Source organism: Streptomyces sp. NPDC008001, from assembly GCF_042958085.1.
In the GTDB taxonomy this organism is placed as follows: Bacteria; Actinomycetota; Actinomycetes; order Streptomycetales; family Streptomycetaceae; genus Streptomyces.
In genome coordinates, this window is record NZ_JBIBIZ010000007.1 from 344463 (window position 1) to 357682 (window position 13220).

The window sequence follows — 13220 nt, forward strand, 5'->3', positions numbered from 1 at the left end:
CCTTCCCGCGCGTGCCGGAGCTCCGCCGCCCCGCCCTCCGCCGCCCGTCCCTGCGCGCCGTCGCCGCCGGCCTCCGCGCCCGGCTCGTCCTCGCCTTCCTGCTGGTCGCCGCGCTCAGCGCGCTCACCACGGCGGCCCTGACCTTCCGCGAGGCCCGCACGGCCATCCTCAAGCGCACCCAGGACACGGCCATCGTGGCGCTGCGCTCCCAGGTGAACTCGCAGGTGCCGGACTACAGCTTTCCGCTCACCCAGCAGTCCCTGCAGGACCTCCAGCACCGGCTGAACGCGGCCGGCAGCGCCCAGCGCTGGACCATCCACCTGCGCTACCGCGGCAGCGGGCTCGTGCCCGGCGGCGACCCCGGCCGCATCCCCCGCGGGGTCCAGGCGAAGGTCCGCGCCGGCGTCCCGGCCTTCCAGCGCCTGGACAGCGGCGGCGATCCGTGGCTCGCCATCGGCCTGCCCGTCACGTACCGCGGCACCAGCGAGGACTCCGGCCTGGAGGTCTACGCGGAGATGCCGCTGCGCGAGGACGAGGCGAACGTCCACGCCCTGGTCAAGGCCGCCCGGCGCGGCGCCCTGCCCGCCGTCGCCCTCGCCGCCGTCCCCGCCCTGATCGCCGCGCGCGGCGTGCTGCGGCCGGTGCGCGAACTGCGCCGCGCCTCCCGCAAGCTCGCCGCCGGCGAACTCGACACCCGGCTCAAGGTCACCGGCCGCGACGAACTCGCCGACCTCTCCCGCACCTTCAACGACATGGCCGCGGCCCTGGAGGAGAACGTCGCCGAGCTGCGCCGCATGGAGGCCAACTCGCGGCGCTTCGCCGCCGACGTCTCCCACGAGCTGCGCACCCCGCTGGCCGCCATGACCGCCGTCGTCGACGTCCTCGACGACGACGCCGGCTCCCTCGACCCCGACACCGCCTACGCCGTCCGCCTCATCAGCGAGGAGACCGGGAAGCTCGCGCGGATGGTCGAGGACCTGATGGAGATCTCCCGCTTCGACGCCGGCGCCGCCGCCCTCCACCTGGACGAGGTCGACGTCTCCGAGACCGTCCGCAAGACCCTGCAGGCCCGCGGCTGGCAGGACAAGGTCGCCGCCGACCTGCCCGAGGGCGTGCGCGCCCGGCTGGACCCGCGCCGCATCGACGTCGTCGTCGCCAACCTCGTGGGCAACGCCCTCAAGCACGGCGGCGAACCGGTGGCCGTCGCAGTGCGGGTGGCCCACGGCGAGGAGGGGCGCCGCCTGCTGATCGAGATCGCGGACCGCGGCAGGGGCATCGACCCCGACGTGCTGCCGCACGTCTTCGAGCGGTTCTTCAAGGCGGACTCCGCCCGCGCCCGCTCCGAGGGCAGCGGCCTCGGCCTCGCGATCGCCCTGGAGAACGTACGCCTGCACGAGGGCACCGTGCGGGCCGCCAACCGGCCGGAAGGAGGAGCGGTGTTCACGGTGGAGCTGCCGCTGCGGCAGGGCGGGGGTGAGGCGGCGTGACGGCACGGCGAGCACGGCGGGCCGCCCCGGCCGCCCTGGTGACCCTGACGGCGCTGCTGATGACCGCCCTCGGCGGCTGCGGCGTCACCACCACCGACGTCATCGACGTGGGACTGCCCGCGACGGGGGCGAAGAAGCAGGGCGAGGTCGCGGCCGAGGCGAAGCTCTACTTCATGTCGCCCACCGGCGTGACGCAGGTGAGCCGCCCGGCCAAGACCAAGCTCGGCGCCGAGGACGCCATCGTGCTGCTGCTGGAGGGCCCCGACGAGGACCAGCGGATCCGCGGCCTGACCACCGACGTGCCCAAGATGAAGGGCGAGGTGCACGTCACCACCGGCACCCTGCGCGTGAGCATCCAGATGCCGTACAACGTCCTGCGGCTGTCACCGGTCGCCCGGAGCCAGTTCGTGTGCACCGCGGCCGCCAACGAGGTGCCCCGCGGCCGGCAGATCCACGACGTGAAGGTCGAGCTCAGCGGGGGCGGCCTCGTGATCTCCGACCTGGTCTGCGACAGCAACAACGCCTTCCCCGCCGCCAAGGTGCCCACACCCGCGCCCTCCCGCTGAGACCCGGCCGGGCAGGCGACGGGCGGCCTCCGGGCCGGCCCGACCCCAGGGTTTCCCAAAGGGCTTACTGCAGCCGTTACTTTCCGGTATTCCTGAGGGTGAACTCATCGGTAACTCACGGGCCGCCGCCGTGCGGTGTGCCCCGGCACGGTTCAGCGCCACCCCCCTCCGAGCTCCGAGGCGATCAGCAATGAGCCATCTCGACCACGCGCGCGCCACCCGTGCGGCGCGCGCCGAAAACCGGGCCCGCATCGAGGCGGCGGCGGCCCGGCTGTTCGGTGAGCGCGGCTACGCGGCGACCACCATCGACGACATCGCGGCCGCGGCCGGGCTGAGCAAGCCGATGCTCTACCGCCACTTCGACTCCAAGAAGGAGCTCCACCTGGAGCTGCTGGAGCGCCAGCGCGACGTGCTGACCGCGGCCCCGCCCGGGAAGCCGCTGAGCGGCGACGGCGACCCGGACAGCCGGCTGCGGGCGGTGCTGGAGGCCTGGTTCGAGCAGATCGAGTCCAGCCCGTACACCTGGCGGCTGCTGTCCGCCGGCACCACCGGCGACCCCGAGGTGCGGCAGCTCCACCGCGACATCCAGGCCCGTCAGCGGGAGGCCGCCACGGCCCTGCTCCGGCAGTACGCGCCCCGGCTGCCCGACGCCGAGCTGGAGCCGCTCGGCGAGGCCCTCCGCAGTGCCCTCCACGGGCTCGCCCTGTGGTGGCCGGAGCACAGGGACACCCCGCGGAGCGTGCTCGTCTCCGCGATGCTCCGGATCGTGCGCGGCCTGGTCGCACCGGCGGGCGGGCGCCCCGCCACGGACCGCGACCGTGACGGGGCACCCGCCCGCTGACGACACTGCCCGGACCTCAGGCGGCCGGCCGGAACCCCCGCAGCCGCAGGCTGTTGCCGACGACGAAGACCGAGGAGAAGGCCATCGCCGCTCCGGCGATCATCGGGTTCAGCAGCCCCGCGGCCGCCAGCGGCAGGGCCGCCACGTTGTAGGCGAAGGCCCAGAACAGGTTGGCCTTGATGGTGCCGAGCGTGCGGCGGGCGAGGCGGATCGCGTCGGCCGCCGTACGGAGGTCGCCGCGGACGAGGGTGAGGTCGCCGGCCTCGATGGCGGCGTCGGTGCCCGTGCCCATGGCCAGGCCCAGGTCGGCCTGGGCGAGGGCGGCCGCGTCGTTGACGCCGTCGCCGACCATGGCGACCGAACGGCCCTCGGCCTGCAGGCGCTTGACGACGTCCACCTTGTCCTGCGGCATGACCCCGGCGATCACCTCGTCGATGCCGACCTCCGCGGCGACGGCCTCGGCGACGGCCCGGTGGTCACCGGTGAGCAGGATCGGCGTGAGGCCGAGCCCGCGCAGCCGGCGGACGGCCTCGGCGCTGGTGTCCTTGACCGCGTCGGCCACCTCCAGCACCGCGCGGGCCTCGCCGTCCCAGGCGACGAGGACGGCCGTGCGGCCCGCGGCCTCGGCGGCGTCCTTGGCCTCCCGCAGCCCGTCCGGCAGCGTCATGGCCCACTCGGCCAGCAGCTTCTCGCGGCCCACGAGGACGGCGTGCCCCTCGACCACGCCCTGGACGCCCAGCCCCGGCAGGTCGGCGAAGTCCCCGGGCACGGGCAGCTGCCCGTGCCGCTCGGCGGCGCCGGCGGCGATCGCGCGGGCAATGGGGTGCTCGGAGGCGTGCTCCAGCGCGCCGGCCAGCCGCAGCGCCTCGGCCTCGCTCACGCCGCCGGCGGTGCGGACGGCGAGCAGGGTCATCCGGCCGGTGGTCACGGTGCCGGTCTTGTCGAGGACGATCGTGTCGGCCTTGCGGGTGGTCTCCAGGACCTCGGGGCCCTTGATGAGGATGCCGAGCTGGGCGCCGCGCCCGGTGCCGACCATCAGGGCGGTGGGCGTGGCGAGGCCCAGGGCGCACGGGCAGGCGATGATCAGCACGGCCACGGCCGCGGTGAACGCGGCGGTCAGCCCGGCGCCGGAGAGGAGCCAGAACCCGAGCGTGCCGAGCGCGAGGGCGATGACGACGGGCACGAAGACGGCGGAGATGCGGTCGGCGAGCCGCTGGGCCGCCGCCTTGCCGTTCTGGGCGTCCTCCACGAGCTTCGCCATCCGGGCCAGCTGGGTGTCCGCGCCCACGCGGCCGGCCTCCACGACGAGGCGGCCGCCCGCGTTGAGCGTCGCGCCGGTCACGGCGTCGCCCACGCCGACCTCGACGGGGACCGACTCGCCGGTGAGCATCGAGGCGTCCACGGCGGAGCTGCCCTCGACGACGGTGCCGTCGGTGGCGATCTTCTCGCCCGGCCGGACGACGAAGCGGTCGCCGACGGCCAGGCCGGCGACGGGGATGCGCTCCTCGCGCCCGCCCCGCAGGACCGTCACCTCCTTGGCGCCCAGCTCCATCAGCGCCCGCAGCGCCGCCCCCGCCTTGCGCTTGGAGCGCGCCTCGAAGTAGCGGCCCGCCAGGATGAAGGCGGTGACGCCCGCGGCCGCTTCGAGGTAGATGTTCTCCGCGCCGTCGCTGCGCGCGACGGTCAGCTCGAAGGAGTGCGTCATGCCGGGCATGCCGGCGTCGCCGAAGAACAGCGCCCACAGCGACCAGACGAAGGCCGCCGAGGTGCCGACCGAGATCAGGGTGTCCATGGTCGCCGCGCCGTGCCGGGCGTTGGTGACCGCGGCGCGGTGGAAGGGCCAGGCGGCGTACGTGACGACCGGCGCCGTCAGGGTCAGCGACAGCCACTGCCAGTAGGTGAACTGCAGGGCCGGCACCATCGCCATCAGGACGACCGGGACGGCCAGCGCCACGGCGGTGACCAGCCGCTGCCGCAGGGTCCGCAGCTCGTCGCCCTCCCCGGCGGCCGGCTGCTGCTGCGCGCCCGCGGGCGCGGCCTCGGCGGGGGGCGCGGGCGGCTCCGCCGTGTACCCCGTGGCCACCACCGTGGCGATCAGGTCGTCCACGGCGACGTCGCCGCCGTAGACGACCCGGGCCTTCTCGGTGGCGTAGTTGACGGTGGCCTCGACGCCCTCCATGCGGTTGAGCTTCTTCTCCACGCGGGCGGCGCAGGAAGCGCAGGTCATGCCGCCGATCGTGAGTTCGACCTCGGCCGTCCCGGTGATACTGCCCGTGGTGCTCATCCCTGCTCCTCGCCGCCGTTCCCCTCATACCCCTAGGGGGTATCCCTTGGCTCTATGTATACCCCCGGGGTGTATTTCACGCAAGGGGCGGCGAACGAGTCCGGCCCGTACCCCTGGGGGGTACGGGCCGGAAAGGGCGGGGTTGCGGGGCGGGGTTTACGGCTGGAGGCCGCCGAGCCTTCCCTCCAGGAGGACGAGCAGGTCGGCGAGCGTTTCCGCCAGATCCGTCCGGCGTTCGTCGCCGAGCCCCTCCAGCAGGGCGCTCTCGTAGCCCAGCTGATGAGGGATCAGGCGGTCGATGAGCTCCTGCCCTTCCTCCGTCAGGGACAGGTGCGCCACCCGCCGGTCCCGTTCGTCGGGGCGGCGCGCGACCAGCCCGCGCGCTTCGAGCACCCGCAGCCGTTTGGTGACCGCGGCCCCCGAGGCGAAGGTCTCCCGGGCGATCTGGCCGGGAGTCAGCTCCCGTCCCGTGCGCCGCAGGGTGCCGAGGATGTCGAACTCCGCGCGCGTCAGTCCCTCGCGCACCAGCGGCGCGTCCGTGGCCTGCTGGAGCAGCGCCGCGCAGCGGTTGAGCCTGCCGATCACGGCCATCGGCGCGGTGTCGAGTCCGGGGTGGACCTGCTGCCACTGCCGCAGCACGCGCGCGACGATGTCCTCGGTCACGGTGGTGATCCTTTCCAGTCGGTGCTCCGGGTAGATTCTGCCGTCCCGCCGGTGCCCGCCCGGAGGGAGGCTCAGGCCGGCGCCGGGCCGCCGGCGGGAGCGTGCTCCCGTACGAGTGAGGCCAGCGCCCGGTGGCCGTCGCGCTCGGCACGCGCCACCCGCTCCCCGGGCAGGCCCCGCTGCCGCCACTCGCCGGCCGCGGTGTCGGCCGCCTCCCGCAGGTCGACGAGGGCGGCCGCGAGCCGGTCGCGGGCCGTTTCGCGAGCGGGGTGCGCACCGGCCGGCACCGCGAGGGCGGCGGCGAGCGCCCCGTCCACCCGGACCACGGCGGCCTCGACCCGGTCCGCCGCCCGCCGGTCGGTGACCAGCGCGCAGACGAGCAGGCCGGTGGCCGCGCCGACGAGCGTATCGGTCCACCGGTCGCCGACGAGCTCCCCGGCGGGGCGGCTGCCGCCGAATTCGGTCAGCAGCAGGGCCATCGGGGTGACGCAGACCGTGCCGAGCCAGTAGTTGCGGGAGATGAGGGCCTCGGCGCCCGCCTGCAGGGCGAGCGCGGCCAGCACCATGGCCACGGCGCCCGTACGGATCACGGGCACGAGCGCGGCGAAGAGCAGGACGCCGAGGAGGTTGCCGGACACCCGCTGCAGCGCGCGGTGCCAGGACAGCGCGGTGCTGGCCTGGACGACCGAGGCGGCGGTGACCACCGCCCAGTACGGGTGCCCGACGCCGCAGGCGAGCGCCGCCCACCCGGCGAGCGCGGAGCCCACCAGGACCCGGGCGCCCGCGGGCAGCAGCCGGGGCAGCGGCGGACGACCGGAAAGTGCTGCTCCGGTTCCGCCGGGCAGGGCGCGGCGGCCCGCGCGGAGGTCCCGCGCCCAGGCCTCCCAGTGCCCCGCGTCCGGCTCCGCGTGCGCCAGCCCGCGGTGCACGTGGGCGCGTATCCCGGCGGGCGCCCGCAGCAGCGCCTGCCAGGCGGCGTGCCGGGCGCGGGGCGCGTCCGGCCCGTCCGCGCGGACCGCGCGCGCCGCGGCCTCCAGGGCGCGGGCGGCGGCGCGGCGCTCGGGGCCGTGCGGCCGGACGAGGCCGGGGGCCATGCAGACCAGCCACGCCCAGAGCCCGCAGGCCAGGGTCAGCGAGAGGTGGAACGGCAGGTCCGCGGCCCGCTGCGGCACGAAGCACGCCGACGACGTGACGAAGGTGAGGATGATGCTGCCGGGCGGCCCCGTGCGGGACGCGTCGCAGACCGTCTTCTGCGCCGCCGCGAGCACCGCGGCGACCAGGACGAGCACGGCGGGGGAGCGGGTCAGGGACGCGGCGCCCAGGGCCGCGCCCACGCCCGCCGTCATGCCGAGCACCACGAGGGCGAGCGTCCGGGCGCGCGCGGCGTACCCGCGGTCGTGGCCGTACAGCGCGCACAGGGCCCCGGCGGAGGTGTACAGCGCGAGGTCCAGCCGCCCGGCCGCGAGGAGGGCGGCGTCCGGTACCCCCATGGCCACGACGGCGCTGAGGGCCGACACGTACCAGGTGTCCGCCGGGCGGCCGATCCGGAAGGCGGCGTGCAGGGTTCCGGGCAGGGCGGGTCGTCTCACCATGCCTAAGATATTAGCAAGTGTTTTACTCGGAAAATATATCGAGGGTGCGAGCCCGGCAGTCCGCCGGCGACCCCCACGCGGACCGCAGCGCCCTCGCCTTGCCCAGCCACAGCGACAGGTCGTACTCCGCGGTGTAGCCGATCGCGCCGTGCAGCTGCAGCGCGGTCCGCGCCGCGGCGTAGGCCGCATCGGACGCGGCCGCCTTCGCCGCCGCGACCTCCGCCCCGGCGCCCGGCGCCCCCGCCGCCAGGGCCACGGCCGCCCCGTGCACGAGCGGCCCGGCGAACTCCAGCCCGGCGCGCGTGTCCGCCAGCCGGTGCTTCACCGCCTGGAACCCGCCGACCGCCACCCCGAACTGCCTGCGCTGCCCCACGTACGCCACCGTCCGCTCCAGCAGCGCCAGCCCCACGCCGAGCACCTGCGCGGCCGCCGCGAACGCCGCCCACTCCGCCGCGTGCCGCGCCGCCTCGCGCACCGCCCGCCCCGCCTCCACCGGCTCGGCACCGCAGTGCGGCAGGGCGAGCCGCCGCGCCGGGTCCAGGGAGGGCTGGACGGGACCGTGACCGGCGGCGACGAAGAGGTCGTCCGCCCCGTCCGGCACGGCGAACACCCCGTCGCACACGTCCGTGTCCAGCGCGTACGGACTCCCGCCCGGCACCGTCGGCAGCGCCGCCGTCACCCGCGCCGCACCCTCGCCCACCCGCGGCAACCAGGCCTCCGCCAGCACGGGCCGGCCCGCCGCGGCCAGCCGGGCCAGCAGCGCCGTCACGGCGACCGCCTCCACGACCGGGCCCGGCACCGCGTACCGGCCCAGCTCCGTGAAGGCCACCGCCACCTCCACCGGCAGCGGGCCCGTCCCGCCGAACGCCTCCGGCACCGCCAGCCCGAACACCCCGGCCTGCGCCAGCTGCTCCCACACGGCCAGCCCCGGCTTGTGATCGCCGCGCGCCCAGGCCCGTACGGCCGACGGCGTGTCCGCCGCGGCCAGCATCCGGCCGAGCGTACGGCCGAACTCCCGCTGCTCGGCGTCCAGTGCGAACCTCATGCTGGCCGCCCCTCCCGCCGCCCCCTCGGCAGCCCCAGCAGCCGCTCCGCCACGATGTCCCGCTGGATTTCGTTCGTGCCCGCGTACACCGGCCCCGCCAGCGCGAAGACGTACCCCTCCGCCCAGGCGCCGTGCGCGGGGGCGTCGCTCGCCGGGCCGGCCAGTTCGCCGTACGGGCCGAGCAGGTCGAGCGCCGTCTCGTGCAGCGCCAGGTCGAGCTCCGACCAGAAGAGCTTCGTGAGGCTCGGCTCCGCGCCCCGGGGGCCGGCCGCCGCCCGCGCGTACCCGTACAGCTGGTACGCGCGCGCCCGGACCACCGCATCGGCCACCCGGTCGCGCAGCGCCGTGTCCCCGGGGTCGGCCGCGGCCCGCCACAGCGCGACGAGCCGGCGCGCGGCCGCCACGTAGCGGCCCGGGCTGCGCAGGGCGAGGCCGCGCTCGTTGCCGGCGGTGCTCATGGCCACCCGCCAGCCGTCGCCGGCCGTGCCCACGACGTCCCGGTCGGGCACGAACACCTCGTCCAGGAAGATCTCCGCGAACGCCGGCTTGCCGTCGAGACGGGCCACCGGACGCACCGTCACCCCCTCGGCGTCCAGCCCGAACATCGCGTAGGTCAGGCCCTCGTGCGGCCTGCCCCCGCTCGCGTGGCTGCGGAACAGCCCGAAGGCCCGGTCGGCGAACGCCGCCCGCGAGGACCACGCCTTCTGCCCGCTCAGCAGCCAGCCGCCGGCCGTGCGCACCGCCACCGACCGCAAGGACGCGAGGTCCGAACCGGCCTCGGGCTCCGACCACGCCTGCGCCCACACCGTCTCCCCGCTCGCCATCGCGGGCAGGATCCGGGCGCGCTGCTCCTCCGTGCCGTGCTCGAAGAGCGCCGGGGCGAGCAGCCCGATGCCGTTCTGCGAGACCCGGGCGGGCGCGCCCGCGGCCCAGTACTCCTCCTCGAAGACCAGCCACTCCGTGAACGAGCGGCCGCGGCCCCCGTACGCGGCCGGCCACGAGACGGCCGACCAGCGGCCCGCGTGCAACTCCCGCTCCCACTCCCGGTGCCGGGCAAAGCCCACCCCGGTCTCCAGCGAGGGGAGCGGCGTACGGGGCACGTGGGCGGCGAGCCAGGCGCGGGCCTCCGCGCGGAACGCCTCCTCCTCCGGGGTGAAGTCCAGGTCCATCAGGAACCGCCCGCTTCCGTCCTCGCTTCCGGCCGGGCCTTCGCCTTCATGCCGCGCACGTCCATGCCGCCGAGCGGATCGCCGCCGGTCTCGGCGTTGTGCGCGTGCGCGAGGTGGTGCAGGGCGAACGCCGCGTCGAGCCCGCCGTGCAGACCTTGGAGGTCCTCGGCCTGGTTGACCGCGCGCTTGGCGAGGGCGAGCCCCATGCGCGGCATCGCGGCGACCCGCTCGGCGAGCTCGCGGGTGCGGGCGGCGAGCTGCTCGCGCGGCACGACGCGGCTGACCATGCCGAGCTCGTGAGCGCGCCGCGCCGTCATCCGGTCGCCCGTGTAGAGGAGTTCCTTCGCGACGCGCGGCGGCAGCACCCACGGGTGCGCGAAGTACTCCACGCCGGGAATGCCCATCCGCACCACCGGATCGGCGAAGAAGGCGTCCTCGCTCGCGACGATCAGGTCGCAGACCCAGGCCAGCATCAGCCCGCCCGCCACACAGGCCCCCTGCACCGACGCGATCACCGGCTTGGGCAGTTCGCGCCAGCGGCGGCACATGCCCAGGTAGACCTCGGACTCGCGCGCGAACCGGCTCTCCGCGCCCGCCTTGTCCGAGTGGTCCCACCACAGCCCGGCCCGGCGCTCGAACGGCAGGTGGGCGTCGCGCGCGGGGGTCCCGATGTCATGGCCGGACGAGAAGTGCCCGCCCGCGCCCGCGAGCACGATCACCCGCACCGCGTCGTCGGCCGCCGCCTCGTACAGCGCCTCGTCCAGGGCGTACGTCATGGCGGAGTTCTGGGCGTTGCGGTACGCGGGCCGGTTCATGGTGACCGTCGCGACGGGGCCGGTGCGCTCGGAGAGCACCACAGGGTCAGTGGCCATCGGGCATCCTTCCCTAACAAGTGTTTGGTAGGTTAACGTCCCCCCATGAGCAGCGTCGAGAGCTCCGGCCCGCCGCCGTACGTCCCCGGCCACGACCTGCTGTCCGGCCGCACCGCCGTCATCACCGCCGCGGCCGGGGCCGGCATCGGGGCCGCCACCGCCCGCCGGTTCCTCGAAGAGGGCGCCCGCGTCGTGCTCGGCGACCGGCACGCCCGCCGCCTGCGCGTCGCCGTGGCCGCCCTCAGCGACGAGTTCGGCGGCCGCCAGGTCGCCGGCCTGCCCTGCGACGTCACCGACGAGGCGCAGGTGGCGGCCCTGTTCGACCTGGCCGAGGAGCGGCACGGCGCCCTCGACGTCGTCGTCAACAACGCCGGCCTCGGCGGCACCGCCGAGCTCGCCGACATGACCGACGACCAGTGGGACGCCGTCGTCGGCACCACCCTCGGCGGCACCTTCCGCTGCACCCGCGCCGCCCTGCGCCGCATGCGCGGCCGCGGCACCGGCGGCGTCGTCGTCAACAACGCCTCGGTCGCCGGCTGGCGCGCCCAGCACGGCCAGGCCCACTACGCCGCCGCCAAGGCCGGCGTCATGGCGCTCACGCGCTGCGCGGCCGTGGAGGCGGCCGCCTACGGCGTGCGGGTCAACGCCGTGTCGCCGAGCCTCGCCCTCCACCCGCACCTGTCCAAGGTCACCACCCCGGAGCTGCTGGACGAGCTGGCGCGGCGCGAGGCGTTCGGGCGGGCCGCCGAGCCCTGGGAGGTCGCCAACGTCATCGTCTTCCTCGCCAGCGGCTACTCGTCGTACATGACCGGCGAGACGGTCTCCGTCAGCAGCCAGCGCGCGTGACCGGGAAGGGAGCCGGCGCGCGTGACCGAGAATGGCACTGTGCCGAACAGCAAGAAGACCACCACCGAGCGGCCCGTGCCCGAGCGGCGCGGGGAGCTCCTCGCGACCGCCGCCGAGGTGTTCGCCGCGCAGGGCTACAACGCCACCACCGTGCGGCGGATCGCCGAGGAGGCCGGGCTGCTGGCGGGCAGCCTCTACTACCACTTCGACTCCAAGGAGTCGATGCTGGACGAGATCCTCTCCGCCTTCCTGGACGAGCTGTGGGCCGGGTACGACACCGTGCTCGCCGCCCGCCTCGGCCCCCGCGAGACCCTCGAAGCGCTGGTCACCGAGTCCTTCCGCGAGATCGACCGGCACCGCCACGCGGTCGCCATCTACCAGAAGGAGTCGCGGCACCTGGCCGGCCTGCCGCGCTTTGGCTACCTCGCCGAGTCGCAGCGCAGGTTCGAGGAGGTCTGGCTCGGCACGATCGAACGCGGCGCGGCGGAGGGCGCCTTCCGCGCCGACCTGGACGCCCGCCTCGCCTACCGGTTCCTGCGCGACACCGTGTGGGTCGCCGCGTCCTGGTACCGGCCGGGCGGGCAGCACCCGGCGGAGGAGATCGCCCGCCAGTACCTGTCGATGGTCCTGGACGGCATCGCCGTGCGGGAGTGACCGGTTGGAGGAGCAGCAGCCATGACCGAGGCATACATCGCCGGAGCGGTCCGCACCCCCGTGGGCCGGCGCGGCGGCGGGCTCTCCGCCGTCCACCCCGCCGACCTCGGCGCGCACGTCCTGCGCGCCCTGATGGAGCGCACGGGCGTGGACCCGGCCGCCGTCGAGGACGTCGTCCTCGGCTGCCTGGACGCGGTCGGGCCGCAGGCCGGGGACATCGCCCGCACGAGCTGGCTGGCCGCCGGGCTGCCCGAGGAGGTCCCCGGCGTCACCGTCGACCGGCAGTGCGGATCCGGCCAGCAGGCCGTCCACTTCGCCGCCCAGGCCGTCCTCTCGGGCACCCAGGACCTCGTCGTCGCGGGCGGCGTCCAGAACATGTCGCAGATCCCCATCGCCTACGCCGTCCACCAGGCGGCCGTCCCGCTCGGCCTCACCCGCGGCCCGTTCGCCGGCTCGGAGGGCTGGCGGGCGCGCTACGGCGACCGGCCCGTCAGCCAGTTCCACGGCGCCGAACTCATCGCCCGGCAGTGGGACATCGGCCGGGCGGCCATGGAGGAGTACGCGCTGCTCTCGCACCGGCGGGCCGTGCGCGCCGCCGACGAGGGCCGCTTCGACCGCGAACTCGCCCCGTACGGCGGGCTGTCCGCCGACGAAGGACCCCGCCGCGACACCTCCCCGGAGAAGATGGCCGCCCTGAAGCCGGTGGTCGAGGGAGGCCGGCTGACGGCCGCCCTCTCCTCGCAGATCTCCGACGGCGCGGCGGCCCTGCTCATCGCGAGCGAGCGCGCGGTGCGCGACCACGGGCTGACGCCGCGCGCCCGCATCCACCACCTGTCCGTACGCGGCGAGGACCCCATCCGCATGCTGACCGCGCCCATCCCGGCCACCGCCCACGCGCTGAAGAAGGCCGGGCTGACGATCGCGGACATCGACCTCACCGAGATCAACGAGGCGTTCGCCTCCGTCGTCCTGGCCTGGCTCCGCGAGACCGGTGCCGACCCGGAGAAGGTCAACGTCAACGGCGGCGCCATCGCCCTGGGCCACCCCCTGGGCGCGACCGGCGCGAAGCTGCTGACCACCCTGCTCCACGAACTGGAGCGCACGGGAGGCCGCTACGGCCTGCAGACGATGTGCGAGGGCGGCGGACAGGCGAACGTGACGATCATCGAACGGCTGTAAGGGGCCGCAGACTGCCTTTCAC

The 13220-nt window shown here is 75.5% G+C and carries 12 protein-coding genes; 6 read left to right on the forward strand and 6 right to left on the reverse strand.

Going from position 1 to position 13220, the window contains the following annotated elements; translation table 11 throughout:
- The first annotated feature begins 11 nt into the window (after positions 1-11).
- The 3 genes from ACFZCD_RS20580 to ACFZCD_RS20590 all read left to right on the forward strand — a co-directional run bounded on the left by ACFZCD_RS20580 (position 12) and on the right by ACFZCD_RS20590 (position 2894).
- Positions 12-1487 (forward strand): ATP-binding protein, encoded by a 1476-nt coding sequence (locus tag ACFZCD_RS20580; RefSeq protein ID WP_391832804.1) that lies wholly within the window; start codon positions 12-14, stop codon positions 1485-1487.
- Positions 1484-2053 carry a hypothetical protein gene (locus ACFZCD_RS20585; RefSeq protein WP_391832806.1) on the forward strand — a complete coding sequence of 190 codons (570 nt, stop codon included), beginning with the start codon at positions 1484-1486 and terminating at the stop codon, positions 2051-2053. The genes ACFZCD_RS20580 and ACFZCD_RS20585 overlap by 4 nt, the downstream gene beginning before the upstream one ends.
- A 190-nt stretch (positions 2054-2243) precedes the next feature.
- Positions 2244-2894: a TetR/AcrR family transcriptional regulator gene (locus tag ACFZCD_RS20590; RefSeq protein WP_391832807.1), complete on the forward strand. Its 651-nt coding sequence runs from the start codon at positions 2244-2246 to the stop codon at positions 2892-2894.
- Positions 2895-2910: 16 nt separating this feature from the next.
- Here ACFZCD_RS20590 and ACFZCD_RS20595 read toward each other — a convergent pair whose 3' ends face one another.
- The 6 genes from ACFZCD_RS20595 to ACFZCD_RS20620 all read right to left on the reverse strand — a co-directional run bounded on the left by ACFZCD_RS20595 (position 2911) and on the right by ACFZCD_RS20620 (position 10519).
- Positions 2911-5178 (reverse strand): heavy metal translocating P-type ATPase, encoded by a 2268-nt coding sequence (locus ACFZCD_RS20595; RefSeq protein WP_391832809.1) that lies wholly within the window; start codon positions 5176-5178, stop codon positions 2911-2913.
- A 156-nt stretch (positions 5179-5334) separates the two neighbouring features.
- Positions 5335-5841, reverse strand: coding sequence for a MarR family winged helix-turn-helix transcriptional regulator (locus ACFZCD_RS20600; RefSeq protein ID WP_391832811.1), 507 nt, complete (start codon positions 5839-5841; stop codon positions 5335-5337).
- Between the two features lie 71 nt (positions 5842-5912).
- Positions 5913-7433, reverse strand: a complete 1521-nt coding sequence (locus ACFZCD_RS20605; RefSeq protein ID WP_391832812.1) for an FUSC family protein — start codon at positions 7431-7433, stop codon at positions 5913-5915.
- 22 nt (positions 7434-7455) lie between these two features.
- Positions 7456-8478, reverse strand: coding sequence for an acyl-CoA dehydrogenase family protein (locus ACFZCD_RS20610; protein WP_391832814.1), 1023 nt, complete (start codon positions 8476-8478; stop codon positions 7456-7458).
- The gene (locus ACFZCD_RS20615) at positions 8475-9647 is read right to left on the reverse strand and encodes an acyl-CoA dehydrogenase family protein (RefSeq protein WP_391832816.1); all 1173 of its coding nucleotides are present in this window, start codon (positions 9645-9647) and stop codon (positions 8475-8477) included. Before ACFZCD_RS20615 ends, ACFZCD_RS20610 begins: the two co-directional genes overlap by 4 nt.
- The gene (locus ACFZCD_RS20620; RefSeq protein ID WP_391832818.1) at positions 9647-10519 is read right to left on the reverse strand and encodes an enoyl-CoA hydratase; all 873 of its coding nucleotides are present in this window, start codon (positions 10517-10519) and stop codon (positions 9647-9649) included. Before ACFZCD_RS20620 ends, ACFZCD_RS20615 begins: the two co-directional genes overlap by 1 nt.
- A gap of 45 nt (positions 10520-10564) precedes the next feature.
- Between ACFZCD_RS20620 and ACFZCD_RS20625 the strand changes: the two genes are divergently transcribed.
- The 3 genes from ACFZCD_RS20625 to ACFZCD_RS20635 are packed head-to-tail and all read left to right on the forward strand — an operon-like array spanning position 10565 to position 13198.
- Positions 10565-11365, forward strand: a complete 801-nt coding sequence (locus tag ACFZCD_RS20625; protein ID WP_391832820.1) for an SDR family oxidoreductase — start codon at positions 10565-10567, stop codon at positions 11363-11365.
- A gap of 21 nt (positions 11366-11386) precedes the next feature.
- On the forward strand, positions 11387-12019 hold the full coding sequence (locus tag ACFZCD_RS20630; protein ID WP_391832822.1) for a TetR/AcrR family transcriptional regulator: 633 nt from the start codon (positions 11387-11389) through the stop codon (positions 12017-12019).
- Between the two features lie 21 nt (positions 12020-12040).
- Entirely contained in the window at positions 12041-13198 is a 1158-nt protein-coding gene (locus ACFZCD_RS20635; protein ID WP_391832824.1) for an acetyl-CoA C-acetyltransferase, read from the forward strand.
- Positions 13199-13220: the final 22 nt, after the last annotated feature.

Bases quoted from the DNA above. Each gene is read 5' to 3' on its own strand.
- ACFZCD_RS20610 (WP_391832814.1), bottom strand. From the start codon at position 8,478: ATGAGGTTCGCACTGGACGCCGAGCAGCGGGAGTTCGGCCGTACGCTC.
- ACFZCD_RS20615 (WP_391832816.1), bottom strand. From the start codon at position 9,647: ATGGACCTGGACTTCACCCCGGAGGAGGAGGCGTTCCGCGCGGAGGCC.
- ACFZCD_RS20635 (WP_391832824.1), top strand. From the start codon at position 12,041: ATGACCGAGGCATACATCGCCGGAGCGGTCCGCACCCCCGTGGGCCGG.
- ACFZCD_RS20625 (WP_391832820.1), top strand. From the start codon at position 10,565: ATGAGCAGCGTCGAGAGCTCCGGCCCGCCGCCGTACGTCCCCGGCCAC.
- ACFZCD_RS20620 (WP_391832818.1), bottom strand. From the start codon at position 10,519: ATGGCCACTGACCCTGTGGTGCTCTCCGAGCGCACCGGCCCCGTCGCG.
- ACFZCD_RS20605 (WP_391832812.1), bottom strand. From the start codon at position 7,433: ATGGTGAGACGACCCGCCCTGCCCGGAACCCTGCACGCCGCCTTCCGG.
- ACFZCD_RS20595 (WP_391832809.1), bottom strand. From the start codon at position 5,178: ATGAGCACCACGGGCAGTATCACCGGGACGGCCGAGGTCGAACTCACG.
- ACFZCD_RS20590 (WP_391832807.1), top strand. From the start codon at position 2,244: ATGAGCCATCTCGACCACGCGCGCGCCACCCGTGCGGCGCGCGCCGAA.